Here is a 25,231-nt window from a genome sequence, read left to right as displayed (position 1 = left end):
GCGTTCACCCGGAGCACTCCCGTTCCGGGCAAAGGAATCCCTTCCGTAACCATTCGGCGCCGGCGCCGGGCCGGATGGGTGCGGACGGGAATAGAGTGTGGGAATGACCAACCTGGAAGTGTCGCCCCAGCAGGAAGTCTGTCCCCCGGCCGCAGCGGCGGGGCCGGCGGGCCCGTGCCTGGAGCTGTGGCCGGAGCGGGAGGTGCCGCTGGGCGGGGTGCGCGCCATGAACGTCCGCCGCACCCTGCCGCAGCGCGGCCTGCCGACCATCGGGGCATGGTGTTTCCTGGACAGCTTTGGCCCGGACCGGACCGCGATGTCTGTCCTGCCGCACCCGCACATCGGCCTGCAGACGGTCACCTGGCCGTTGGCGGGCAACATCCGGCACCGCGACAGCGTGGGCAGCGATGTGGTGGTCCGCCCGGGCGAGCTGAACATCATGACAGCGGGGTTTGGCGTGTCGCATTCGGAATTCGCCGTCCTTCCGGAGGGCGGTGACCTGCCTGTGCAGCGGGGGCTCCAGCTGTGGGTGGCCCTGCCGGACAGGGAACGGCACCGGGAACCCGCTTTCGAGCAGCACCGGGCACTTCCCCGCGCCGCCGGGGACGGCTTCACGGCCACAGTCATGGTGGGGAGCTTTGCCGGGGCTGCTTCCCCGGCCACCATGTACACGCCCATCGTGGGTGCCGATGTCACCTGCGGCGGGCCCGCAGTGCTGCCGCTGGAGCCGGCCTTCGAACACGGCATCCTGGTGCTCGACGGCGGCCTGGCGGTGGACGGGCACGACCTGCGGCCGGGACCGCTGGGCTACCTCGGGACAGGCCGCAGCGAACTGGCCGTCGCCGCGGAGCCCGGAACGCGGTTCCTGCTCATTGGCGGCGAACCGTTCCAGGAAGAGCTGCTGATGTGGTGGAACTTCGTGGGCCGGACCCACGACGAAGTTGCGGCGGCGCGCGCCGACTGGGAGGCGCAGGCCGGACTCCCCGAGGAGGCCGCCGCCAAGGCCCGCTACGGGCTGGTGCGCGGCCACGGGCCGGAGGCCGGCGCAGAAGCCGGGCGCATCCCGGCTCCCCCGCTGCCTACAGTGCGGCTGACCCCGCGCAGGCGTGCCGCGAAAGGCTGAAGCGCGTCAGGCTTCCTCGGCCAGCAGCTGCAGGACGCCGAAGACCGGTTCCCGGTCCAGCACGCGGATGTCCGTCACGCCGCCCTCTGCCAGGCGGTTACGGAAGGAGTCCTGCAGTGCGGGCACGTGCATTCCAAGCCCTCCACCCAGGATCACCGGACCCTTGATGCCGAGCTGGCCCAGCACTTCCAGCGCGAGCGCAGCCAGGTCCGCCCCCGCCTGGTCCAGCAGCTGGCGGCTTTCCGGGTGGCCCGCTGCGGCTGCTTCCACCACGAGGCGGGCCTGCTGCGCCCAGAAGCGGCGTCCGGTCTCCGGAGAGTGGAACAACGCGATGAGCCTGTTGGGATGGTCAACGCCGCAGGCCTCCATCAGGGCAACGGTCAGTTGGTCGGGCCCGTGTCCCTGGTTCATCCGGCGGAGGCTGTGCCGTACCGCCTCGCGGCCCAGCCAATAGCCGCTTCCTTCGTCGCCCAGGAGGTAGCCCCACCCGCCGGCCCGGGCTTCGCCGCCGTCTTGGTTTCTTCCCCAGGCGGCCGAGCCGGTGCCGGCGATGACCGCGACCCCTGTGCCCGCACCGCCGGCGGCGAGCAGGAGCCGTGAATCATGCACCACGGTCACGCGGGCGCCAGGAACGTGCGGCTGGATCAGCGCAGCCAGGGCCGCCGCGTCTTCCTCCGTATCAATGCCGCCCGAGCCTGCGTAGACCCTGGACACCTGTCCCCCGCCGATTCTGGCGAAAAGGTCCGCGAGGTTGGCAGCCGCCGCCTCGCGCGAAACATTCTGGACGTTCGAACTGCCGGCGGACTGGTCCGCCGCCGGAACGCCGTGCTCGAACCGGATGCCGTGCGTTTTGGTGCCGCCGATGTCCAGGCCGATGACGGTACCGCGAAGTGCGGCGGCCAGGGCGGGGCGGTCTGCAGGGAGGTTTTCGGCGTTACTCACGCCACAAGGTTACTGAAGGTTCCGCCGAACCACGCGCGGAGGCCCGGGCACGCCCCGCGGTGGCGCTAGGCTGGCCGGGTGCCCCATGATTCCCTTCCGCCCGACCACGGCGATCCGCCGACCGGGGAAGATCCGGCCCGGTGGGAGGGGCACCCCAAGGGCTCGCGGGCCTATGTGAGGATCCTGGCCGGCCTCTCCTTTGCGGGCGTGGCCACGTTTGCCCAGCTCTACTCCACGCAGGCCGTCCTGCCCCTCATCGCCACCGACCTGCGCATCACCGCGGCCGAGGCGGCACTCACCATCTCGCTGGCCACCGTTGGCCTGGCGGTGACCGTGATCCCGTGGTCCTTCCTGGCGGACCGGATCGGCCGCGTCCGGGCGATGACCTGGGGCATTTCCCTGGCCACGGTGCTGGGGCTCGCCGTTCCCCTGTCCCACAGCTTCGGCATGCTGCTGGCGCTGCGGCTCCTCGAAGGAATGGCGTTGGGCGGGATCCCCGCCATCGCCATCGCGTACCTGAACGAGGAAGTCACCAGGGCGCATGCCGCGCTGGCCGCAGGCAGTTACGTCGCCGGCACCACGCTGGGCGGGCTGGCCGGACGGCTGGTGGCAGGGCCCGTGGGTGAACTCTGGGGCTGGCGTGCCGCTGCCCTGGCGGTGTCCGTGCTGGCGACGCTGGCCGCCGTCGCGTTCCTGGTACTGGTCCCCCGGGCGAAGGGCTTCGTGTCTGTCCACGGCCCGGGCCTGCGCGGTGCCCTGCGGACGCTGGGCGGGCATCTCGGCAATATCCGGCTGGTGGCGCTGTATATCCAGGCCTTCCTGATGATGGGCGGCTTCGTCGCCGTCTACAACTACCTGGGGTTCCGGCTGTCCGCTGCCCCGTTCCTTCTGCCGGCCACCCTGATCAGCCTCATCTTCCTGGCCTACCTGTCGGGCACCGTTTCCTCCCGGTGGGCCGCCGGCATGACCCTGCGGTTCGGCCGGCGGGCGGTGCTCCTGGCCGGCCTGGCGCTCGCGACGGCGGGACTCGTCCTGACGCTGACGGACCAGCTGGCCGCCGTCCTGGCCGGGCTGGTCCTGTTCACGGGCGGATTCTTCGCAGCCCACAGCATCGGAGCAGGGTGGACGGGTGCCATCGCCCTGACAGGACGCGCCCAGGCAGCTTCCCTCTACAACCTCGCCTATTATCTGGGCTCCAGCATTATCGGCTGGGCGGGTGGGCTCGTGTTCCAGGCGGCGGGCTGGAATGCGCTCGCCGCGGCAGTCATGGTCCTTGCGGTGGCGACGGCGGTGCTGGTCGCCGTCGTCCATCCCCCTGCCGACCCGCGCCGCCCTGCGTCCGCGCGCCGGGGCCGCTGACCCTTCCCCCGAGACCGGGGACGAATTTACCGGCCGGTACCGCGGCCCGGGCAGCGGGAAATTCGGCAGGGCCCGCGCCCGGCGTCCCTCCGGCGTCGAATACGCCGTTTAGGATGAACGGAAGGAAAACTTCAAGGAGCTGCAGTGAGCACGAACGCCAGGAACACCAGACCCGGGGCACCCCATGAACCGCTGGACGCGATTGACGAACGCCTGCTGGCCGCGCTGGTGGCGGACGCGCGCATCTCCAACAAACAGCTCGCCGAACTCGTGGGCATCGCTCCCTCCACAGCCCTGATGAGGACCCGCGCTTTGTCGGAACGGGGCATCGTGCAGGGCTACGAGGCCAAGCTGAACCTCTCCGCGATCGGGCGCTCCGTGCAGGCGCTGGTGGCGGTCCGGCTGCGGGCGCACGACCGGGACCAGATCGACCGTTTTACCAGCCGCGTCCCGCACTTGCCGGCAGTCCTGTCCACCTTCCACACGTCCGGTTCTGTCGACTATCTCCTGCACATCGCCGTCGGGAGCACCGAGGACCTCCGCGACTGGGTACTGGACAATCTGGCCACGGATCCCGTGGTGGGCCACACCGAGACCACGCTGGTGTTCGAGCACATCCAAGGCAACCACGGGCCGATTCCCGAATAGGGCGCGCAGCACCAGGAGCGCCGCGCCGGCCCGTCCCCGGGAGTGCTTCAGCGCAGGGGCTGCAGCACTCAGGAAGCGGCGCTTCCGTCAGTTAGGCGGCGGCGCGCGGGCAAGGCCTGGACGAGCGTCAATGCTGCCAGGCTCAGGGCGGCGGCCCCGCACGTCCCGGCGAAGCCCACCACAGCGGCGCCCAGGCCGAACGTCCCGGCGGCCCAGCCGAGGCCCAGCACCGGCGCGGCGCTGCCCAGGTACGTGATCACGTAGACGGTACTGATGATCTGCGCGTGCCGGGCAGGCTCCACCTGCGCCGCCACGTTGTTGAACACCGTCCGGAAAGCGAGCCCCTGGCCGGCGCCGGCGGTGATGCTGGCCGCCACCAACAGCGCGGGGCTGTGCCACTGGCCCGCGAAGCCCAGCAGCGCTACGGAAACACCGAGCACCGCCAGCCCTGCCGGGACCACATACCGCCCACTGACGTTGAGTAGCTGGCTCAGGGCCGACGCCGCCAGGGTGAGCCCGGCCAGCAGTCCGATGGCGGGCCGGGAATCGGTGGCCAGGACCTGGGCGAAGTAACCCGGTGCCAGGGACAGGGCGAAGCCAAAAATGGCAAAGCTCAGGAAGCCGACGGCGGACGCCAGCCAGAACGCCCCGCGCGCCTCGCGCGATACGGACAGACGCCGCGGCGCCAATGCCTGCAGCGGCCGCGGACCGGTCGGCAACTGGATGGCCGGGCGCGCCCTGAGCAGGTAGAGCGGCACCAGCAGTGCGGCCAAGACGACGGAGTGGACGTAGTACGGGGTCGACGTGGCACCGGGCAGAAGCGAGAGCAGGCCGCCAATGACGGGGCCGGCAGCCACGCCGCCGGCGGAGGCCAGCAGGGTGAAGCGGGACGCCCATTCCGGACGGTGCGGCAGCAGTTCCCGCAGTGCCGCCGCACTGGCGCCGGTCGCAAGGCCCACTGCGGCGCCCTGGAGCGCACGGCCTGCGCTGAGGGCGGCAAGGCTTTGGGCCTCGGCGAAGATCCAGCCGCCGGCCAGCCCTCCCAGCACAGCCAGGATAAGCGCGGCCCTGCGCCCAATGTGGTCCGACCAGTGCCCGGCCAGCATGAGGGTGGCCACGAGTGCCAGCACGTAGGTGGCGAAGGCTGCGGTAACTCCCAGGCTGGAAAGGCCCAGCTCTGCCTGCAGCAGCGGATACAGCGGCGTGGCAAGGTTGGCGCCCACAAGGAGGACGAAAATGACGGCCCCGGCCATGACCAGGCGGGAGGTGTTGGAGGCGTCCCAACCAACGGTGGCCGGAACGGGACGCATGCGCAGTTCGCTGAAGACTGTCAAGGTAGTGCCTTTGCTGAATCCGCGCACCGGCTACCCTTGTGGGGCGCCTGCGCGGGTATACCGGTGGTGACTCCAGAATGGGCCATTACTGCAGGTTTGAATCGAAATCCATGGGATAATCGATCAAAATCATCAAAAATAGTGCGGCCCGATGCTGGAGAGTGACTATTTGAACACCTTGGACCCAACGGACCTGAAAATCCTCCTGGCCCTGGTCCGCGACCCCCGGATCCAGATCGGGGAGCTCAGCGAATCCTTGGGGATTGCGCGCAATACGGCACAGACCCGGGTGCGCAGGCTGTTGCGGGCAGGCGTCCTCCGTCCCGGCGGCCGCGAGGTTGACCTCGAGGCGGTGGGTTATGACGTGCTGGCCTTTGTCACCATCGAAGTTTCACACCGCGAACTGGACGGCGTGGTGGCAGCGCTCAGGTTGATCCCGCAGGTACTGGAGGTGCATGAAATCTCCGGCCGGGGCGACGTCTGGTGCCGGGTGGCGGCCCGCGATACCCACAATCTCCAGGCGTCGCTGCGCCAGATACTCCGCATCAAGGGAGTCATCCGCACTGAAACCGTCCTCGCCCTGCACACGCACATCCCCTACCGCACCGATCCCCTGATCAGCGGCCTTTCGGGGTAACCGGCGGGGGAACCCGGCCTCGCCGGCAGCCCGGACTAGGATTTCCTGCATGGATTGGCTCACTGACGTTTCACAGATCAACTGGCTGGCCGTGCTCCTGGCGTTCGTTGCCTCGCTCGCGGTGGGATTTGTCTGGTATATGCCGGCAGTACTGGGGAACCGCTGGATGGCCGCAATCGGCAAGACCGAGGACGACCTCAAGAACATCAGCGGCGGCGCCGGGCTGTGGCTGCCCATGATGCTGGCTTCCGCCCTCACCGCCATCCTCCTGGCCGTCCTGATGGGAGACCTCGGCCTGGACAGCGCCTTTGGAGGTGCCGTCTTCGGCTTAACCATGGGACTGGTCTTCCGGGCCGGCGGCCACGTCATCCACAACGGTTTCGCCGGCCGGCCGGCGGCAGTGACGCTGATCGACGCCGGCCATGACCTGGTGGCCATGGGCCTGGCCGGCGCGATTATCGGAGCGATGTCCTGATGCTGCTGCGGGGGCGTGGGTGCCGGTCATGACCATCATCGATAACGCCGTCTACGTGGACGGCGTCAGGCACGCCGAACCGAAGAGCCTTGAGCAGACTTTCGAGACCCTTGCCGAGCACGGCGGGATGGCCTGGATCGGCCTGTACCGGCCCACAGCCAACGAAATGGCTGCGGTGGCCGCAGAGTTCGGGCTGCACGAGCTGGCCGTAGAGGACGCCATCTCCGCGCACCAGCGGCCCAAGCTGGAGCGTTATGGAGACAGTCTCTTCACAGTGCTCCGCCCTGCCAGGTATCTCGACGAGACGGAGACCGTGGAATTCGGCGAACTCCACGTCTTCACCGGAAGCAACTTCGTGGTGACCGTCCGGCACGCGGAAATGGCGGGCGTGGCCGGTGTGCGCCGCCGGCTGGAGGCACGGCCGGACCTGCTGCGCCACGGCCCGGAAGCTGTGTTGTACGCGCTTCTTGACCGGGTGGTGGATGATTACGCCCCCGTGGTGTCGGGCCTGGAAAACGACATCGACGAAATCGAAGACCAGCTCTTCACCGGCGACAGCAACGTCTCACGCCGCATCTATGAGCTGGCCCGCGAGGTCATCCAGTTCCAGCGCGCCATCCACCCCCTGCCGGGCATGATGCAGCAGCTTAAGCGGGGGTTCGAAAAGTACGGCGTGGACTCAGAACTGCAGCACAGCCTCCGCGATGTGGAGGACCACGTGGCCCGGGTGATCTCCCGGGCAGACTCCTTCCGGGAACTGCTGCAGAATGCCCTGACCCTGGACGGAACGCTGACCGCCAACCGCCAAAATGAGGCCAGCGCCCGGCAGAACGAACAGGTCAAGAAGATCTCTTCCTGGGCCGCCATCTTCTTTGCCCCGTCGCTCGTGGCGGGCCTCTACGGCATGAACTTCGACCACATGCCCGAGCTCCACTGGACCTGGGGCTACCCGATGTCCCTGGGCCTGATGCTGGCCACGGCAGGGCTGATGTACGGCATCTTCAAGAAGAAAGGCTGGCTGTAGGGTCGTGGCACCGGAGGCACTGAGCCGGGGACGGATCATCGTGCCCGGCACCCAACACCAGCTCGGCATGTGCGGCCTGTTCCCGCCGTCGTCCGCCCAGCGGCGGCCCGTAGCGGCAGCCGGTCACATCCTCGAGGCGAAAGCCTGCGTGCCCGGCCTCTTGTGGCTCAGTTTCGGCGAGCTGTGCGCGCCAGACCTCCCTCCCGCCGCGCTTAAGGCGCTGGCAGCGGAGCACAGCCTCTGGGTGGTGGACGACGTCCCGCCGCCGGGAGCGGTCCCGTCCGGTGTGTCGCGGCCCGGGACCTGGCGGTGTTTCGCAGACGTGCTGGCGGCATTGGCAGCGACAAATACCGCATTGTTCCTAGTTGCGCGCGAGGTACCCCGGTGGCTCGAAGCGGCCGCCGCAGATCCGGAGGCGAAGGAGCCGCTGCAGCGGATTGACGGCATGCTTGCCGGGCTCCCGCTGATGGAGTCGGACGTACGCCTCGTGGAGGGAATCTCCGGGTCGTAGGCGGGACCGCGGACGAAATGTGGAGCTAAGGAGATTCGAACTCCTGACCTCTTCGATGCGAACGAAGCGCTCTACCAACTGAGCTATAGCCCCCGGCGGATGGAACCGGTGACCTTAGGCTACAAATTTTCGCGGCCTAATGCCAACCGGCGCACCGGTGTCAGGCGCGGCGGCGCTGCAGGACGTCGTCGAGGTTGCTGAGGGCGCTCTGTGCCTTGGTGAGCTGGCGGGGCTCCACTGCGCCGCCGGCCTGGACCGGAGCGGCGCCCTGCTTCAGCGAAGGCTTTCCCACGGCCTTCGGGGCTTCCGGCAGCGCCAGTGGTTCAGGTTCCGGACGCTCCGCCTTGGCAGCCTCGACGTAGACCGGCTTGGGCACCTCAACGGGCTCCCACGGCGTGCCTGAGGCAGCGGCAGGCTGGGCGGGCGCGCTGGTGTCGCCGGCAGCCAGCGCAACGGCCAGCGCGGCTTCCCGGAGTTCGACGGCGGTGAGCTGCTTAATCCGGTCCTGCCCGGCTTCGGCGTCGAACAGGGGACGCTCGGGCAAGGCTGCGCGGGCAGGTTCGGCGGGCTTGGGCGGCATGCTCCCTGACGTGCGGGTGCTGCCGGCGGGCGCCGACATGGCGGACCGGAAAGCAGCGTTAACACGGCGGCGGCGGTCGCTGACAGCGAGGCGCCGCAGGATAACGACGGACAGGAACGTCACGGCCAGGCAGGCTGCGGGAAGGACGGGACTGCCGAGGCCAAAGATCAGCATCGTGCCGGAAACCGCTGCGGTCACGAGGGAAAGCAGCCCGGCGAGGGCGAGTGCCATGCGCCCATACCGGATGCGCAGCCGCCGGGCAGGGGCAGTGGCGGCGTCCTTGGCGGTTCCTGCGCTCTTCCTGGGGTCCATGGCTTTCTCCTGCTGGGCTGCAACGTTCAACACGAGGCCGGCGGACCGGTCCGGTGTTTGATCGGTCAGGGCATCCCCCGGCACGTCGCCGGCGGGCAGCAGCCGCTGCCTGCGGTTCCGAAGGACATACGGGGCAACCCAAACAATCCAGAGCGCAACAGCAACCACAAGGATCACTGAGCTGCTAAGAGGGAAGTCCACACTCAAAACCGTATGAGCTTCACGGCGGCTGCCGTCGCATTCGCGCCGGTGTGTCGTGCCACAGCCGCCAAATCACTGGATTTATGACGGCCTGGCAGCCAGCCAGCGGTTCAGCAGCCCCTCCGGCACCTCCTCGGCGGTGAGTGCGAAGGACCGGTGGTCTGCCCATTCGCCGTTGATATGCAGGAAGCGCGGCCGGTACCCCTCATCACGGAATCCCAGCTTTTCCACCACCCGCAGGCTGGGCCCGTTTTCAGGCCGGATGTTAATCTCCATCCGGTGCAGCCCGAGCGTCCGGAAGCAGTGGTCCGTAGCGAGCGCGACGGCGGTGGGCGCGATCCCGTGCCCGGCGCGTGCCTGATCCACCCAGTACCCGAGCGTGGCCATCATGGCAGAACCCCAGACGATCGACGACACAGTCAACTGGCCCACGATGACGGGTTGCCGACGGCCGGGCATCCGCTCGGTGATCACGAACGGGAGCGCCGTGGCCTGGGCAGCCTGCGCGTTCAGGGAACGGACCATCTGGCGGTAATTCGGCAGGCCGCCGGCAGGGTCGGGATTGGATGCCTCCCACGGGGCGAGCCACTCACCGTTGCGGGCACGGACCTCGGTCCACTCCCGCTTGTCCCGGTACCTGATGGGGCGCAGCACAAGGTCGCCGCAGTCCAGCGTGACAGGCCAGATTGGGCCGGGCCGCACGGCGCTACTTCGACAGGCCGGCGGCGAAGCCGGGCAGCCATTCCCGCAGCCCCGGGCCCAGGTCCTCGCTGTCGATGGCAAGCTGCACGCAGGCTTTGAGGTAGCTCAGCTTGTCTCCGGTGTCGTAGCGGCGGCCCCTGAAAACCACGCCGTAGACGCCGCCGCCGTCGCCATCGCTGCCTGCCAGCTCCTGCAGCGCATCGGTCAGCTGGATCTCACCGCCGCGTCCGGGACCGGTCTTTTCCAGGACGTTGAACACTTCCGGGTGCAGGACGTAGCGGCCGATCACCGCCAGGTTGGACGGTGCTTCCTCCGGGGACGGCTTCTCCACGAGCCGGTTGACCCGAACGTACCCCTCGCCGTCGATCGCCTCGACGTCTGCACAGCCGTAGGCGCTGATCTGCGAAGGTTCCACCTCGATCAGTGCCACCACGGAGCCTCCCGTCCGAGCCTGGACATCGATCATCGTGCCAAGGAGTTCGTCCCGGGCGTCGATGAGGTCGTCACCTAGCAGGACGGCAAAGGGCTCCTCGCCCACGTGCTGGCGGGCCCGCAGGACTGCATGCCCCAGCCCGTTGGGGTCGCCCTGGCGGACATAGTGGATGTCGCCGAGTTTCGTGGCAGCCTGGACGGCCTCGAGTTTTCGGGTGTCTCCTTTGTCGGACAGCGTCGATTCGAGGGAAGGTACCCGGTCGAAGTGGTCCTCCAGCGCCCGCTTGCTGCGGCCCGTGATCATCAGGACGTCATGGAGGCCCACGCTGACGGCTTCCTCCACGACATACTGGATGGCAGGCTTGTCCACCACGGGGAGCATCTCCTTGGGCATCGCCTTGGTGGCGGGCAGGAACCGGGTACCCAGTCCGGCAGCAGGAATGACGGCTTTGCGGACTCTCGGGCTACTGGTGCTCACCGGACTAATCTAACGTCAGCGTCAAGCATTCAGTAACAGCGGAAGCCCGGCACCTACGAGGCGACCATGGAAGGCAGTAACGTGCACCAGGATTCAACAGCAGCCAAGGACTCCATTCGGGCGGCCCACCGGCAGCACAGGGCGTCCTTGACAGTGCAGGAACGGGAAGCGGCCGCAGCGGCGTTGGCCCGGCACGGCCTGGCCTGGGCTCGTTCCATCACAGCCGGCACGCCGGGCACCGTCTGCGTCTACCTCAGCGTGGGCTTCGAGCCGCCCACCCTCCGCCTCATCGAAGCCCTGCACGGGGCAGGGCACAGCGTCCTGCTGCCCGTGTGCGAACCGGGCAGGGAACTCGCTTGGGTGTACTGGAGCCCCGCCGCCGAATTTGAGCGGAGTCCTTTCGCTCCCATCCTCGAGCCGGTGGGCGACCGGCATGGACCGGAGACGGCCGGCGGGGCCGCTGCGCTGTTCATTCCGGCCACCGCGGTGGACGTCGAAGGCAACAGGGTCGGCCAGGGCGGGGGTTATTACGACAAATTCCTGGGACACCTGGCAACCGCCGGGAAGGAGATCCCCCTGGCCGCAGTGATCTACGATGAGGAACTGCTTCCCGCCGGCCGCATACCGGCCGAGGCGTTCGACCGACCGGTGCCTGCGGTGCTCACCCCCGGAGGTCTTCGGGAGCTTTCCTCAGAATGACCAGGCCGCAGGCTTAGCCCGGCGGATGGTAGAATTGGCACTCAGGCCCTGCGACTGCTAATGCGGCGACCGGATGAACCGGTTCCGCGGCCGGCAGCACGGGACCTCTCGTTTGTCCAAGAGGAGGAGCACCAGTGCCAACGTATGCATATGCCTGCAAGGATTGCGGCCATGCCTTCGACATTGTCCAGTCGTTCTCGGACAGCACATTGACATCCTGCCCCGAATGCGAGGGAACTCTGCGCAAGAAGTTCAACAGCGTGGGCGTGGTCTTCAAGGGCTCCGGTTTCTACCGTACCGATTCCCGCGATGCCAAGGGCAACACCGTTTCGGCCGCGCCGTCGGCGCCGGCGTCGACCCCCGCGGCCGCTCCCGCAACGCCTGCTCCGGCAGCCGCTGCCAGCTGACCGGCGGGCATCCGGCCGTAAACGGGCGCCCTCACTGCTGCACCCACGGAATCCGCTTTTCCACATACGGAATCCCGTCCTGACCCTACCGTCGCCGGAACCCCTACCGTGGGCACATGCCTGCTTTTTTCCTTCACGGCCGGACCAGTTCGAAACCATCGCGCACCCGAACGAACCGCATCGCAGCGAACCGGGGCGGCCCGGGCCGCCCCGGTACGCTGCGACCTACGCCCCGCAGGACGTTTCCCGCACGGTTCGCCGGCTGGCTTAACCGAAACCGACGGCTGGCCGTGGCGCTGCTCTTATGCGGTGCCGCCGCGAGCACCGTCCACCAACTGACGCCGGCGCCGCTGGACACGGTGGCAGCCGTGGCCGCCGCACGGGACCTCCCCGCCGGGGCCACCTTGGACGGTGCGGATTTGGCCCGCGTTCAGGTACCTCCAGGGACGGTGGCCGACGGCTTTTTCGGGGAGCAGGACCAGGCCGTTGGCCGGCAACTGGCGGGACCGTTGCGTAAGGGCCAGCTGCTCACCGACGCGCAGCTCGTTGGCCCGGGCCTCTTGGCCGGCACTCCGGCAGGCTCCGCCGCAGTGCCCCTGCGCATGGCGGATCCCTCCTCCATCCGATTGGTATCCCCTGGCCAGCTGGTGAACGTGGTCCTCACTGGTGCCGGCGGGTTTGAGGAGGCACGTCCTCCGGAGGTCCTGGCCAAAGGCGTGCCGGTCCTGTGGACGTCGACCCATGGCGGGGACGGCGGCCAGTGGCTGGGAACTGCCGAGACGGAGGGGCTGCTGGTGGTGGCTGCCGGAGCAGAGCAGGCGGCCCGCCTGGCGGGGGCCTCCACCCGCGGAAAGCTGTTTTTCGTCCTCGTGGGGCCGTAACCCTGGGATCAGCCCCAGTGCGGAGGCCGCTGCTCCTTGAGCCACGTGTCGTGGTCCTCGTCGCGGTCGCCCCACGCCCGGGGATCATCCTCGGCAGCCTTGTCCGGAAGCACCCTGTCCGGAAGCGCCTTGTCCGGGCTGGGTTTCACCGGAGCCGTACCCTTCGCTGCGCTGTCCTCAGCGGCGTCGTTCGCGGCGCCGTCCTTCGTCTGGTCCGGGCTCACGCTGCCCGCCTCCTTTTCAAATGATGGATGGGCTTCTGGTCCCGCGCCACGGGCCGCAATGGCATCGCGCAGGTCGATGCCATTCAGGGCCTGGTCCACATCGTCGTCCAGGAATCCGGCGGCAGGCGCCGTCCGGCCGGGAAGGACCATCTTCTCAAGGCCCAGATAGCCGGCAATCCGGTCTGCGCAGGACGACGGATCGGTGAAGACCTCTATGGTCCACAGCGGCATGTATCGCCAGCCCAGGCGCTCCAGCAGCTGCGGCCGCAGCCGGCTCCGTTCGCGCACACTCATCGTCCGGTACTGCTCGGTACCGTCGGACTCAATGGCAACCGGTCGGGGAAGTTCCGCGTCGTCCTGCCCCATGGTGCTCAACGGGTCCGCCGCAGCCACGACGTCAATCGCGCCGTCGTACTGGTGCCATACCCGAGCGCCACGGGCCCGGAGCCGGTCCCCCAGATCCGCCACCAGCGGATCGGCGCCCAGCGCCTGTTCGCTGGCTGCGGCGCGGGAGGCCGGCGTACCGAGGTCGGTGTTGCCGGCGATCTCACGGTCCAGCAGCGTGTAGAGGTCCATGGCTCCGTGCGTCAGCCGCGTGTGGTCCAGGTCCTCGGGCCGGAAACAGGTCAGGACATGCATGGAGCGCCGGGCCCGCGTCATGGCCAGCGCGAACTTTTCCCGGCCGCCTTCAGCCGACAACGGACCGAAGTTGTGCAAAGCACGGCCGTGGGGTGTCCGGCCGAAGCCGGGCGAGAAGATGACGTGGTCCCGCACCAGGCCCTGTGCACGTTCCAGGTCCACTACCCGGAACGATTCAGGGCCCGCCCCAAAGAAGGCAGACAGTCCGGGATGGTTGGGCAGCTGGAGTCGGATGGCTTCGCCAATCCGGGCCGCGTGCCGCAGGCTCGCAGTGATCACGGCCAGGGATGTCCTGGGCCGGGTCCGGGCGTGCTCGAAGACCAGGTGGACTACGCGGTTGACCTCGGCCGCTACGGACTCGACGCCCTCGTCGTTGGCGCTGGGCAGCCCGGTTCCGTCCGCCAGGTACTCAACCAACAGAGAACGGTCCAGCCCCGTAGCGGTCTGTCCCTCGGGCAGGAGGCGGAGGCCGCCGTCGTAAAAGTTCTTGCTGAGCTGGAGGATCAGGTCCTCGTCCACCGCCCGGTACACGAAATTCAGCCGCCAGACGGGCAGCACCTCGGAAAGCGCAGCATACGCGCTCTGCACCCGCTGGTGGGCAGCTTCGCCGGGGGCGAGGCGCTCGACGCCCACGGTAAACGTCCGGGGGCTGGCAATGCGGGCGTCACCGAAGGCAATGACCTGCCGGGCTCGGGCGATTGACGGCAGCACCGCCTGCAGCGAGGTTGCTTCGGCGTCGAGAATCACCACGGCGTCGAACCGCTGCTCTGCCGGAAGCAGGCCAGTCATCAGGTAGGGACTGACGGACCAGACCGGCACCAGGCTGGAAATTAGCTCCGGCGCCTGGGCGGTGAGGGCGGGGAGCGAGACCCTGCCGTCCTTGAGCAGGCTGCGGAGCAGGGCGGCCTGGCGCGGGTGGGCTGCGATTGCACCCCGCCAGCGCTCGGCGAGGTCCCAGCGCAGCCGCGCGGAGCCGCTGGCGATGTGGGCGTTGTCAGCGAGGCGGTACTCAGCTTCGAGCTGGCGGAGGGCCTCGCCGTCGGACATGGCAAGGTAGTCGTCGCCGCTGATCATGGCTTCGAGCGCGGACTGCCACCAGGCCAGGTCCAGTTCGGCCGCGACGGACCCGGCCGGCACCTCACGTTCGGCGAGATCTGCCAGCAGCTCCCCCAGCCCGTGCTCGCGCATGTTCTCCACCAGTAGAGTGCGCTCGGGCAGCGTTTTCAGCGTATCGGCGTCCGCGGACAGCCGCTGCAGGCGATCCATGAGTTCCGCATAAGGTACAGCAGCCAGTTCAGCGCCGGCCGCGGTGTGCCGGAGGGCCTCCCCGAGCTGCTCCAGCTCCCGGTCCAGCGACCGGTACATGGTATTCATCTCGGCCAGGCCGGACGGGACCGCAGGGTGGCGCTGCGTGGTGGCGTAGCCGTCCCACAAGGCGCGCTGCTCCTGGACCAGGACCAGGGAGCTGTGGAGGTCTGCGATGTGGACGCCGGGCCGGACGTACTCCTTGGCCACACGGCGCAGGCGGGAGCGCTGCATGGCGGTGAGATCAATCCCGCGTTCACGGCGCCAGGCGGCGGGTGCCGTGGCCGAAATCAGGTCGGTGACGGGCCGGTCGAAGATGTCCGGGGTGAACTTGTCCAGGCTTCCACGGACGGCCACCAGCAGTTCCAGCTGCTCGCCCCACTCCGCAAAGGACTTGCCCAGCCGGATTTCGGCGTGATCCGCCACCGCCCCCATGCGTTCGCGCAGCTCCGGCAGGCTCTTCTCGAGGGACCGGACCAGCCCCAGTGCCTCTTCGGTTTCCTTGCGCGTGAGCAGCCTGGCTCCATGCCAGGGGCTGGTGGTGGAGGCCTTGCTGAAACTGCCCAATTCTGCAGCCCGGCGGAGCCGGCCGGCCAACTCTTCCCGATCGCGGATGCTGTCCAGCACGCTGCGCTTAAGCCGGACGGTGGTGGCCGGCGCGGGGTGGATGGAGGTGAGTTCCGCCAGCGACTGCATCGCCTGGTACGGCGAGCAGCCCCAGCGCTGCCTGACGTTGTGGAGAGAGGCCACGTGGTCCATGAGGGCGTGGCGGTGCTCCGTGAGGGTCTTGTGGAGGTTGTCCAGCTGGGGTTTCAGGGACTTTTCGTTCCGCACGATGGCACGCACCAACTGCGCCTTGAGCTGCTGCGGGGTGACGTTGCCCGAGAGTTGGAAGAGGATGGATTCCAGGCCCAGGGTATCCAGCTGCCCGGTTACTTCATTGAGGCTGGCCCGGCGGTCGCCCACCACCAGCACTGTCTTTCCCTCGTCCACGAGGGCACCGATGGTGTTGATGGCGGTCTGGGTCTGGCCCGTCCCCGGCGGTGTGGTCACCACCAGCGAGTCCCCGGCCCGCACGGCGTCCACCACGTACTGCTGGTCCCGGTCCGCGTCCAGCAGCAGGAGCTCATCCCGGGGATGCCGCTCGTCCAGCGGAGGGAAGCGGGAAGGATCCGGCTCCTGCACGTCCACCACTTCGCCGCCGGCCGCCGTGGCCAGCGCAGAGACGACGGGACTGGAATCGTTGATCCAGGGGTCGTCCAGGTTCCCGGAGAGATCCGCGAATGTGGACACCAAAAGGTTGTGTTGGGCTTCGGCGCCATGGATCGGCCTGATGAGCGCGGCCAGCCGGTCCAGGACGGGCTGCGGGTCGAAGCGTGCCGTGCTGTAGGCCAGCCGGGTGACCGCGTTGACGTCGAACACAATCCCGTGGATGGTCTTCAGGTGCCGTACGAGGGCCGGGTTGATGTGGGCCTGCTCGGTCAGCTGGAGCTCGAAGTCGTCCTCCCCGGGGCGGACGGTCAGGGTGATGGCTGTGAGCATCACGGGTGCCGAGATGCGCTGGGGCTTGCCGCCGACGGCGGAGGTCCACACCACCGTTCCCGCGGAGAGGTAGCCGGCATCGATGCCGCGGTCGTTGGAGAGCTCGAAAATCTTGGAGCGGATGTTGCGGGACGCACGGGCTGCCACCACGTACTGCTCCCGGTCGCGGATCAGCGTGGACAGGCGGGTCCGGCGCCCGGCCATCAGCTGGGCGAGGCCCGAGGGGTGGGCATGGGTGAGGTCGATGGACCCTTCAGGCGTCTTGGTAAAACGCAGCATGGTGTCCGCCCCGGTAACGGGTTTAAGCCCGGACAGCCATTTTCGCAGCTCTTCCGAGCCTTCCGGGTGGCCTTGACCAACTGACACTACTGCCTTCTTTTCTGCGCTTGCACCTGACGCCCTGGACCATACCGGCATAGATTCGAGCGTAGCCGCTCAGACGCCGGACTGAGAGACCGCAACACTGCGGCAGCCTAAATTGCCGAGGATTTCACCGGGAAACAGCAGTGGCCGGCCTCCGTCAGCGGAGGCCGGCCACTCAGCGTGCTATTCCCATTCGATGGTTCCCGGCGGCTTGCTGGTGACATCCAGCACCACCCGGTTGACGCCTTCCACCTCGTTGGTGATCCGGTTCGAAATCCGGGCCAGCAGCTCGTACGGGAGGCGGGACCAGTCAGCCGTCATCGCGTCTTCGGAGGAGACCGGACGGAGCACGATGGGGTGGCCGTAAGTGCGGCCATCGCCCATGACCCCCACACTGCGGACGTCCGCCAGGAGGACCACCGGCATCTGCCAGACTTCATGGTCCAGGCCGGAGGCGGTGAGTTCGGCGCGGGCGATGGCGTCCGCCTTGCGGAGCAGGTCCAGTCGTTCCTTGGTGACCTCGCCAACGATCCGGATGCCCAGGCCGGGACCGGGGAACGGCTGGCGGCCCACGATTTCCTGGGGCAGGCCCAACTGGGCGCCAACGGCGCGGACCTCGTCCTTGAACAGGGCGCGCAGCGGCTCGACGAGCTCGAACTGGAGGTCCTCGGGGAGACCCCCCACGTTGTGGTGGCTCTTGATGTTGGCCGCGCCTTCGCCGCCGCCGGATTCGACGACGTCGGGGTACAGGGTGCCCTGGACCAGGAACTTGATCTTCTCGCCGTGCGCGGCGGCTTCGGCGATGATGGCCAATTCGGCTTCTTCGAAGGCGCGGATGAATTCGCGGCCGATGATCTTCCGCTTGGTCTCGGGATCGCTCACGCCAGCCAGCGCGGACAGGAAGCGTTCCTGTTCATTGGCCACGTACAGCTTGACGCCGGTAGCGGCCACGAAGTCGCGCTCAACCTGTTCAGCTTCGCCTTCACGCAGCAGGCCGTGGTCCACGAAAACGCAGGTGAGCTGGTCGCCTACGGCGCGCTGTACCAGGGCCGCTGCTACGGCGGAGTCAACACCGCCGGAGAGGCCGCAGATGACCCGGGCGTCCCCTACCTGCTGGCGGATGCGTTCAACCTGCTCCTCCAGGATGTTGCCGGTGGTCCAGTTGGGTTCCAGCTTGGCGCCCTTGAACAGGAAATTTTCGAGCACCTGCTGGCCGTAGGCGGAGTGCTTGACCTCGGGGTGCCACTGCACGCCGTAGAGGCACTTTTCCTCGTTGGCGAAGGCGGCAACTTCGGCGCCGGCCGTGGTGGCCAGGACTTCGAAGCCTGCGGGGGCCTCGTGGACCGAGTCGCCGTGGCTCATCCAGGTGTTCTGGTCCTGGGGCATGCCCTCCAGCACTGAACGGCCCTCGCCCAGGATGGTGGTCCGGGTAGACCCGTATTCCCGCAGGCCGGTCTTGTCCACCTTGCCCCCGAGGGCATTGGCCATTGCCTGGAACCCGTAGCAGATGCCAAAGACCGGGACGCCGGCCTCGAAGAGGTCCGCACCCACGGCGGGAGCGCCGTCGGCATAGACGCTGGAAGGTCCGCCCGAGAGAATGATGGCGGCAGGGTTCTTGGCCAGGAGCTGCTCGGTGGACCAGGTATGCGGAACCACTTCCGAATACACATTCGCTTCCCGGACGCGGCGGGCAATCAGCTGCGCGTACTGGGCACCGTAGTCAACAACCAGCACCGGCTTCTGGGAAGTCTGGGATGCAGTGGGAGTAGTCACCGTACTAGGGTACTGGCCGCCGTGATGCCCGCGCACCTCGAGGGGCCCCGCTGTGACGCAGCGAACGCCCGGTCAGTACCTCCGGGGCGCCTGCGGGTTGGCCGCTAATTCAGCCTCGACTTCGGCGTGGAACTTCTTTTCCACGATGAAGGACAGGAACGGCACCACGCCGCCCAGCGCCAGCAGGACGAGCTTCAGGAACGGCCAGCGCATCAGGGCCCACAGCCGGAAGTTGGAAATCAGGTACACCACGTACATCCAGCCGTGCACGATGAGCACCGTAACGGAAAGGTTCAGCCCGCCGACCACTCCCTTGGGTTCGGCGTCGGCGAAACCGAAGCCGAACGGTTCGCCGGTCACCGCGTTGGTGCCGCCCGCAAAGAGGTACTGTCCGAAGCCGTAGCGGGCCACCAGTTCCGCGCACAGGAGCAGCAGCATGGCGCCGGTCAGGTAGGCCAGCACCTTGTAGAACTTCAGCGCCGAGCGGATTTGGGCCTCGGTGCCGCCAAAGCGCTTCTTGCGGCCGGCCGCGGTGGCTGCGTCCTGGGCGGGGGTTGCCGGTTTGGGATCGATCATTGGTCTGCCTTTTGCTGTGGTTGGTCAGGGGAGGCCGGGGGGCCTGCATGCGCGTGGTCCAGGGCGTCCTCGAGGTCCCGCTGGTAATCGTCCTTGACCAGGCGCCACCAGATGAAGAGAGCGAAGCCGGCGAATACCACCCATTCGAGCGAGTAGAACAGGTTCAGCCAGTTGATCTTCTGCGCGGGCGGTTGGGGGCCGATCTCCAGCGGAAGCAGTGGACCGTTGACGGCCGCGGCACTGACGTCCGAGCCGCCGGCCATTTCGGCCGAGGCCGCGATGAAGCCCGGGTAGCTGCTGACTTCCCAGTCGTTGATCAGCTCGGCCACCGATACCGCGGTTGCCTCACCGTGCCGGGGCGCCACTCCGGCCAAGGGCGCTTCGGAGGGCAGGAGGCGTCCGGTCAGTTCAATGACGCCCGACGGCGGTGCTGCCGCATCACCGGGATCGGCCACCCATCCGCGGGCCACCGGGATCCAGGTGGCCGGCGTGGCTGCTGCGCCGCTGAGGCGGGGTGCGCCGTCCACGGCAAAGGCGGCGACCACCCAGTACCCGGGTTTTCCACCCTTTAGGCGGTCCGGGACCAGGACCTGCCGGTGGGGGTCGTACGCTCCCCGGGCGCTGACCATCTGGTCCGCTTGGCTGCCCGGAAAGAACTCGCCGGGCCGGATGGTGCCGGTCAGGGGCCGGACCTGCTCGGTGGCCGGGTTGTCCACGACCTCGGGTTGCGTGGAGCGGCCGAACTGCCATTGGCTGAGCAGCACAAAGACCCCGGAGATGGCAATGGCGAACACAAAGCCCGCGATCCATCGGGGTTTAAGAGCTGTTTTCCACACCTCTTAACCGTACTTCGTTCTCCTGTAGAACAACTAAACGGGAGGAGCCCGGGCAGCGTCAGTGGTCGAAGAATACCAGGCTGGAGTTGATCAGTTCGGCGATGACCTCTGCGTCGTAGGCGCGGCGCAGGGATTCGCGGAAGGACTCCTTGGAGAGGGAGCGCGCCAGCGTGGCCAGCACCTCGAGGTGGTCCGAGAAGGAGCTGGCCGGGGTGGCAATGAGAAGGACCACGGTGGCAGGGCCGTCCGCGGCCCCGAAGTCGAGGGCCCGGCCGTACTTGGTGATGCCCACCGCGATGGAAGTCTGGGAGACAAACTCGCTGCGGGCGTGCGGCAGTCCTATGCCGCCGGGCAGACCGGTGGCCAACTGGTGCTCCCGCGCATTGACGTGACGGAGGAATCCGTCCAGGTCGGACACCCGGCCGGCGTCGAACAGTCGCTGGGCCAACTGGGCGGCGGCGTCTTCCTTATCGGTTGCGTCCAGTTCCAGGATGACCATCCCGGGAGTGGTGAGGTGGGCATCGTAGCGGTCTAGTGGTTCCGCCAAGGCGTATCCCTTCAGTCGGCAAAAGCTGGTGCGGCCGGCCCCTCAGCGAAGCGGGACGATGTCTTCCACGCCCAGGCGGGCGGCATCCGCTGATTCGTCGTCAGGCTGCTGCTGGCTCAGGCGCTCGGCGTCCACGCGGGCGATGTAGTGTCGGACTTCGTTTTCGCGCTGCGCTTCGCTCCAGCCCAGGACGTCACCCATCAGTTTAGCGACAACCGGAGCTGCGGAGACGCCGCGGTCCCACGCTTCGATGGAGATCCGGGTGCGCCGGGTCAGGACGTCCTGGACGTGCCGGGCACCCTCATGCGTGGCCGCGTAGACCGCCTCAGCCTGCAGGTAGTCGTCTGCGCCGGGCAGTGGCTCCGCCAGTTCAGGGCTTTCCTCGATCAGGGCCAGGACTTCGGGCGTCAGTGAGCCGTACCGGTTGAGCAGGTGCTCGATCCGGGCCACATGCACTCCGGATTCGGCTGCCGTGCGGTTCCTGCGGTTCCAGGCGGCCCGGAATCCACTGGCGCCCAGCAACGGGATGGTCTCGGTACAGCTGCGCGGCACCCGCTCGTCCAGGGTCCGCGTGGCCTCATCCACCGCATCCCTGGCCATCACGCGGTAGGTGGTCCACTTTCCGCCGGCCACCACCACCAGGCCGGGAACGGGGTGGGCCACCACGTGTTCGCGGGACAACTTGGCGGTGGAGTCGTTCTCGCCGGCCAGCAGGGGCCGGAGTCCGGCATACACCCCCTCGACGTCCTCGCGGGTGAGGGGGCGCTTCAGCACCCGGTTCACGTGCTCCAGGATGTAGTCGATGTCCTTGCTGGATGCAGCCGGATGGGCCTTGTCCAGGTTCCATTCGGTGTCCGTGGTGCCGATGATCCAGTGCCTGCCCCAGGGGATGACGAAAAGCACCGATTTCTCCGTGCGGAGGATGAGGCCAACGGTGGACTGGAAGCGGTCCCTCGGTACCACCAGGTGGATGCCCTTGGACGCGCGCACCTTCAACTGGCCGCGTTCAGTGACCATGGCCTGCGTTTCGTCGGTCCAGACACCAGTGGCGTTGATGACCTGCTTGGCGCGGATGTTGAACTGCGAGCCGTCCTCGTGGTTGGCCACCTTGGCGCCGACCACCCGTTCCCCCTCGCGCAGGAAGTCAACGACCGCCATCTGGTTGACGGCGTGCGCACCGTAATGCGCGGCCGTCCGGACCAGGTTGGCCACGTACTTGGCGTCGTCCACCTGGCCGTCGTAGTACCGGATGGCTCCCACGAAGGCGTCGTCCTTCAGGCTGGGTGCTGCCCGCAGTGTCCCGCGCCTGGTCAGGTGTTTGTGGAAGGGCACTCCCCTGCTGTGGCCGCTGGAGACGGACATGGCGTCATACAGGGCAATACCCGCGCCGACGTAGGGCCGCTCGACAAACGGCTTGGTCAGGGGGTAGAGGAAGGGGACCGGCCTGGCCAGGTGCGGGGCAAGTTCGGAGAGCAGCAGTCCCCGCTCCTGGAGCGCTTCCTTGACCAGCGCGAAGTCCAGCATTTCCAGGTAGCGCAGGCCGCCGTGGATCAGTTTGGACGAACGCGATGAGGTGCCTGCAGCCCAGTCGTTCGCTTCGACGATTCCCACGTTGAGCCCGCGGGTCACGGCGTCGAGCGCGGCACCGGCACCCACGATGCCGCCGCCGACGATGAGGATGTCCAGTTCCCTGCCGGGCTGCGCCGTCTCGCGCAGCCGCTGGATGGCAGCTTCCCTGGCTTCGGGACCCAGTGTCCCGCCGTTTCCGCGGACAGTCTGCATGGAACGCCTCCAGTACCCCTAGTGCCGGTAGTAAACCCACACTACTTGTTTCCGGGGCGCTTGTGGCCTCCGCTGCGTCAGTTCCCCTGGTACGGGGAAACCACGACGTCGACGCGCTGGAATTCCTTCAGGTCCGAGTAGCCTGTGGTCGCCATGGAACGGCGCAGTGCGCCGATGAGGTTGGACGTGCCGTCTGTGTGGTGCCCCGGCCCGAACAGCACTTCCTCGAGCGGTCCCACAGTGCCCACGTTGGCGCGGTCGCCGCGGGGAAGTTCCAGGTGGTGCGCTTCCTGTCCCCAGTGCCGTCCCTTGCCGGGTGCTTCCTCGGCGCGGGCGAGGGCGCTGCCCAGCATGACCGCGTCGGCGCCCATGGCGATGGCCTTGACGATGTCGCCCGAGGTGCCCATGCCGCCGTCGGCAATCACGTGGACATAGCGGCCGCCGGACTCGTCCATGTAGTCGCGGCGGGCCGCCGCGACGTCCGAGATGGCGGAGGCCATGGGCGAGTGGATGCCGAGGGCGCGGCGGGTGGTTGTGGTGGCGCCGCCGCCGAAGCCGACCAGGACGCCGGCCGCACCGGTGCGCATGAGGTGCAGGGCGGGGGTGTAGCCGGCCGCGCCGCCCACGATCACGGGAACGTCGAGTTCATAGATGAACTGCTTGAGGTTCAGCGGCTCGTGGTCCTTGGAGACGTGCTCAGCGGAGACGGTGGTGCCGCGGATGACAAAGATGTCGACGCCGGCGGCCACCACGGTCTTGTAGTGCTCCTGGGTGCGCTGCGGGGTGAGCGACCCCGCTACCGTCACGCCGGCGTCGCGCATTTCCGCAAGGCGCGAGGTAATCAGTTCAGGCTGGATGGGTGCCTTATAGAGTTCCTGCATCCGGCGGGTCACGGCGGGGCTGTTTGTCTCATCCTCCAGCTGCGCGATTTCGTCCAGGACGGGCTGCGGATCCTCGTAGCGGGTCCAGAGGCCTTCGAGGTCCAGGACACCGAGTCCGCCGAGGCGGCCCAGCGCGATGGCCGTCTGCGGAGACATTGCAGAGTCCATCGGGGCGCCGATTACCGGCATGCCGAACTGGTAGGCATCAATCTGCCAGGAGACGGAGACGTCCTTGGGGTCGCGGGTGCGACGGTTGGGGACGATTGCAATGTCATCCAGGGAGTAGGCACGACGCCCACGCTTGCCACGGCCGATCTCGATCTCGTAAGTCACGTGACCACTTTACTTGACCATGCCGAAGGGACCCGCTTCGGCTGGTTTCCAGCGGAAGCGGGCCCCTTAGGTGTAGGCCGGAACAGGGTCAGCGCGAACCGTAGTTCGGCGCCTCCACTGTCATCTGGATGTCGTGCGGGTGCGATTCCTTCAGGCCTGCCGGGGTGATGCGGACAAACTTGCCGCGCGCTTTGAGCTCCGACACCGTGGGTGCTCCGGTGTAGAACATGGTCTGGCGAAGGCCGCCCACCAGTTGGTACGCCACGGAGGCCAGCGGCCCACGGTAGGCCACGCGCCCCTCGATGCCTTCGGGGATAAGCTTGTCATCGCCGGAGACGTCGGCCTGGAAGTAGCGGTCCTTGGAGTAGGACGTGTTCTTGCCGCGGGACTGCATGGCGCCCAGCGATCCCATGCCGCGGTAGGACTTGAACTGCTTGCCGTTGACGAAGATCAACTCGCCCGGGGACTCATCGCAGCCGGCGAGGAGGGAACCCAGCATGACGGTGTCGGCTCCAGCGACCAGCGCCTTGCCGATGTCGCCCGAATACTGCAGGCCGCCGTCGGCAATCAGGGGAACTCCGGCAGGAATCGCTGCCTTGGCGGACTCGTAGATGGCGGTGATCTGCGGCACGCCGACGCCGGCCACCACGCGGGTGGTGCAGATGGAGCCAGGGCCGACGCCCACCTTAATGCCGTCCGCACCGGCATCGATCAGTGCCTGGGCGCCTTCACGGGTGGCCGCCTGGCCGCCGATGACATCCACGTGGGCAGCGACGGGGTCCGACTTGAGCCGTCGGATCATGTCCAGCACGCCCTGGGAGTGGCCGTTGGCCGTGTCCACGAACAGTGCGTCCACGCCGGCGTCAACCAGTGCCATGGCGCGCTCCCAGCCATCGCCGAAGAAGCCGATGGCGGCACCCACGCGGAGGCGGCCTTCGTCATCCTTGGTGGCCAGCGGGTACTGCTCAGCCTTGGTGAAGTCCTTGGTAGTGATCAGGCCCTTAAGGCGGCCCTGGTCGTCCACCAGCGGCAGCTTCTCAATCTTGTTGGTGGCCAGCTTGTGCGAGGCTTCCTCACGGCTGATGCCCACATGTCCGGTGACCAGGGGCATCTTGGTCATGACGTCGCTGACCAGCCGGAGCGGGAAATCCGATTCCGGAACGAACCGCGTGTCCCGGTTGGTGACGATGCCCAGCAGCCGGTTGTCCTGGTCCACCACGGGCAGGCCGGACACGCGGTACTGCGCGCACAGGTCGTCCAGTTCCCGCAGCGTGGCCTCCGGACGGATAGTCAGCGGGTTGGTGATCATGCCGGATTCGCTGCGCTTAACCCGGTCCACCTGGTCCGCCTGGTCCGCGATGGAAAGGTTGCGGTGCACCACACCGAGGCCGCCCTGGCGGGCCATGGCAATGGCCATCCGGGATTCGGTGACGGTGTCCATCGCTGCCGACAGCAGCGGGGTCTGGACCGTGATCCGCTTGGAAATCCGGGAGGAGGTGTCGGCGTCGGACGGGATGACGTCGGTGTGGCCGGGAAGCAGCAGGACGTCGTCGTAGGTCAGGCCAATGAAGCCAAATGGGTTGTGTTCGGGCTCGGTCATGAGTGCGCCTCTTACCTTGGTTGCTGGCGGGTAGGGGTTGCAGCTGATGACCAGCCCGTCATTACGGGACTGGCCTGTGCAGAAG

General features: G+C 67.7%; 23 protein-coding genes and 1 tRNA gene. 10 read left to right on the top strand and 14 right to left on the bottom strand.

The genetic code is table 11. The features are described from left to right. Window positions 1–103: 103 nt before the first annotated feature. Entirely contained in the window at window positions 104–1,123 is a 1,020-nt protein-coding gene (locus tag ACIQC0_RS12725; protein WP_400535309.1) for a pirin family protein, read from the top strand. A 6-nt stretch (window positions 1,124–1,129) separates the two neighbouring features. Here ACIQC0_RS12725 and ACIQC0_RS12720 read toward each other — a convergent pair whose 3' ends face one another. After that, a complete protein-coding gene (locus tag ACIQC0_RS12720) occupies window positions 1,130–2,065 on the bottom strand; it encodes an N-acetylglucosamine kinase (RefSeq protein ID WP_377214756.1) in 936 nt (311 codons plus the stop codon). Window positions 2,066–2,239: 174 nt separating this feature from the next. Here ACIQC0_RS12720 and ACIQC0_RS12715 point away from each other — a divergent pair, with 174 nt between their 5' ends. Then, window positions 2,240–3,424 carry an MFS transporter gene (locus ACIQC0_RS12715; protein ID WP_400535344.1) on the top strand — a complete coding sequence of 395 codons (1,185 nt, stop codon included), beginning with the start codon at window positions 2,240–2,242 and terminating at the stop codon, window positions 3,422–3,424. A 144-nt stretch (window positions 3,425–3,568) separates the two neighbouring features. Continuing rightward, a complete protein-coding gene (locus ACIQC0_RS12710; RefSeq protein ID WP_377214755.1) occupies window positions 3,569–4,072 on the top strand; it encodes an Lrp/AsnC family transcriptional regulator in 504 nt (167 codons plus the stop codon). Between the two features lie 68 nt (window positions 4,073–4,140). On the opposite strand, the gene ACIQC0_RS12705 is transcribed toward ACIQC0_RS12710, so the two are convergent. Beyond that, window positions 4,141–5,406, bottom strand: coding sequence for an MFS transporter (locus ACIQC0_RS12705; RefSeq protein WP_377214754.1), 1,266 nt, complete (start codon window positions 5,404–5,406; stop codon window positions 4,141–4,143). Between the two features lie 151 nt (window positions 5,407–5,557). On the opposite strand from ACIQC0_RS12705, the gene ACIQC0_RS12700 reads away from it, so the two are divergent. The 4 genes from ACIQC0_RS12700 to ACIQC0_RS12685 are packed head-to-tail and all read left to right on the top strand — an operon-like array spanning window position 5,558 to window position 8,053. Beyond that, window positions 5,558–6,043, top strand: coding sequence for an Lrp/AsnC family transcriptional regulator (locus ACIQC0_RS12700; RefSeq protein ID WP_377214753.1), 486 nt, complete (start codon window positions 5,558–5,560; stop codon window positions 6,041–6,043). A 49-nt stretch (window positions 6,044–6,092) separates the two neighbouring features. Then, entirely contained in the window at window positions 6,093–6,518 is a 426-nt protein-coding gene (locus ACIQC0_RS12695) for a DUF1761 domain-containing protein (protein WP_400535306.1), read from the top strand. A gap of 28 nt (window positions 6,519–6,546) precedes the next feature. Continuing rightward, window positions 6,547–7,542: a magnesium/cobalt transporter CorA gene (gene corA / locus ACIQC0_RS12690; RefSeq protein ID WP_400535304.1), complete on the top strand. Its 996-nt coding sequence runs from the start codon at window positions 6,547–6,549 to the stop codon at window positions 7,540–7,542. Between the two features lie 4 nt (window positions 7,543–7,546). Continuing rightward, a complete protein-coding gene (locus ACIQC0_RS12685) occupies window positions 7,547–8,053 on the top strand; it encodes a hypothetical protein (protein ID WP_377214750.1) in 507 nt (168 codons plus the stop codon). A gap of 20 nt (window positions 8,054–8,073) precedes the next feature. Here the strand turns inward: ACIQC0_RS12685 and ACIQC0_RS12680 are convergent. From ACIQC0_RS12680 to galU, 4 genes are all read right to left on the bottom strand, one after another. Next, window positions 8,074–8,146: transfer RNA gene (locus ACIQC0_RS12680), tRNA-Ala, on the bottom strand. A 67-nt stretch (window positions 8,147–8,213) separates the two neighbouring features. Continuing rightward, window positions 8,214–9,146 carry a hypothetical protein gene (locus tag ACIQC0_RS12675; protein WP_400535302.1) on the bottom strand — a complete coding sequence of 311 codons (933 nt, stop codon included), beginning with the start codon at window positions 9,144–9,146 and terminating at the stop codon, window positions 8,214–8,216. Window positions 9,147–9,227: 81 nt separating this feature from the next. After that, window positions 9,228–9,848: a GNAT family N-acetyltransferase gene (locus tag ACIQC0_RS12670; protein ID WP_400535300.1), complete on the bottom strand. Its 621-nt coding sequence runs from the start codon at window positions 9,846–9,848 to the stop codon at window positions 9,228–9,230. A gap of 4 nt (window positions 9,849–9,852) precedes the next feature. Next, entirely contained in the window at window positions 9,853–10,758 is a 906-nt protein-coding gene (galU, locus tag ACIQC0_RS12665) for a UTP--glucose-1-phosphate uridylyltransferase GalU (RefSeq protein ID WP_377214747.1), read from the bottom strand. A 66-nt stretch (window positions 10,759–10,824) separates the two neighbouring features. On the opposite strand from galU, the gene ACIQC0_RS12660 reads away from it, so the two are divergent. The 3 genes from ACIQC0_RS12660 to ACIQC0_RS12650 all read left to right on the top strand — a co-directional run bounded on the left by ACIQC0_RS12660 (window position 10,825) and on the right by ACIQC0_RS12650 (window position 12,745). Next, window positions 10,825–11,457: a 5-formyltetrahydrofolate cyclo-ligase gene (locus tag ACIQC0_RS12660; protein ID WP_400535298.1), complete on the top strand. Its 633-nt coding sequence runs from the start codon at window positions 10,825–10,827 to the stop codon at window positions 11,455–11,457. 134 nt (window positions 11,458–11,591) lie between these two features. Next, window positions 11,592–11,864 (top strand): FmdB family zinc ribbon protein, encoded by a 273-nt coding sequence (locus ACIQC0_RS12655; RefSeq protein WP_400535296.1) that lies wholly within the window; start codon window positions 11,592–11,594, stop codon window positions 11,862–11,864. Window positions 11,865–12,154: 290 nt separating this feature from the next. Further along, window positions 12,155–12,745, top strand: coding sequence for an RcpC/CpaB family pilus assembly protein (locus tag ACIQC0_RS12650; RefSeq protein ID WP_400535294.1), 591 nt, complete (start codon window positions 12,155–12,157; stop codon window positions 12,743–12,745). Window positions 12,746–12,753: 8 nt separating this feature from the next. Here ACIQC0_RS12650 and ACIQC0_RS12645 read toward each other — a convergent pair whose 3' ends face one another. From ACIQC0_RS12645 to guaB, 8 genes are all read right to left on the bottom strand, one after another. After that, the gene (locus ACIQC0_RS12645) at window positions 12,754–16,872 is read right to left on the bottom strand and encodes an AAA family ATPase (RefSeq protein ID WP_400535292.1); all 4,119 of its coding nucleotides are present in this window, start codon (window positions 16,870–16,872) and stop codon (window positions 12,754–12,756) included. 129 nt (window positions 16,873–17,001) lie between these two features. After that, window positions 17,002–18,591 carry a glutamine-hydrolyzing GMP synthase gene (gene guaA, locus ACIQC0_RS12640; protein ID WP_400535290.1) on the bottom strand — a complete coding sequence of 530 codons (1,590 nt, stop codon included), beginning with the start codon at window positions 18,589–18,591 and terminating at the stop codon, window positions 17,002–17,004. A 72-nt stretch (window positions 18,592–18,663) separates the two neighbouring features. Then, a complete protein-coding gene (locus ACIQC0_RS12635; RefSeq protein WP_377214741.1) occupies window positions 18,664–19,167 on the bottom strand; it encodes a DUF3817 domain-containing protein in 504 nt (167 codons plus the stop codon). Next, complete coding sequence (locus tag ACIQC0_RS12630; protein ID WP_400535288.1) at window positions 19,164–20,003, bottom strand: SURF1 family protein; 840 nt, start codon at window positions 20,001–20,003, stop codon at window positions 19,164–19,166. Before ACIQC0_RS12630 ends, ACIQC0_RS12635 begins: the two co-directional genes overlap by 4 nt. A 58-nt stretch (window positions 20,004–20,061) precedes the next feature. Further along, window positions 20,062–20,550 carry a PTS sugar transporter subunit IIA gene (locus ACIQC0_RS12625; RefSeq protein WP_377214739.1) on the bottom strand — a complete coding sequence of 163 codons (489 nt, stop codon included), beginning with the start codon at window positions 20,548–20,550 and terminating at the stop codon, window positions 20,062–20,064. Window positions 20,551–20,592: 42 nt separating this feature from the next. Beyond that, the gene (locus ACIQC0_RS12620) at window positions 20,593–22,332 is read right to left on the bottom strand and encodes a glycerol-3-phosphate dehydrogenase/oxidase (protein ID WP_400535286.1); all 1,740 of its coding nucleotides are present in this window, start codon (window positions 22,330–22,332) and stop codon (window positions 20,593–20,595) included. A gap of 77 nt (window positions 22,333–22,409) precedes the next feature. Continuing rightward, a complete protein-coding gene (locus ACIQC0_RS12615; RefSeq protein ID WP_377214737.1) occupies window positions 22,410–23,546 on the bottom strand; it encodes a GuaB3 family IMP dehydrogenase-related protein in 1,137 nt (378 codons plus the stop codon). Window positions 23,547–23,634: 88 nt separating this feature from the next. Continuing rightward, window positions 23,635–25,146: an IMP dehydrogenase gene (gene guaB / locus ACIQC0_RS12610; RefSeq protein WP_377214736.1), complete on the bottom strand. Its 1,512-nt coding sequence runs from the start codon at window positions 25,144–25,146 to the stop codon at window positions 23,635–23,637. Between the last annotated feature and the right edge of the window lie 85 nt (window positions 25,147–25,231).

This window comes from Pseudarthrobacter sp. NPDC092419 (genome assembly GCF_044755045.1).
Lineage (GTDB): Bacteria > Actinomycetota > Actinomycetes > Actinomycetales > Micrococcaceae > Arthrobacter.
The sequence above is the reverse complement of the archived record's forward strand: the minus strand, read 5'-3'. Positions and strand labels throughout refer to the sequence as shown.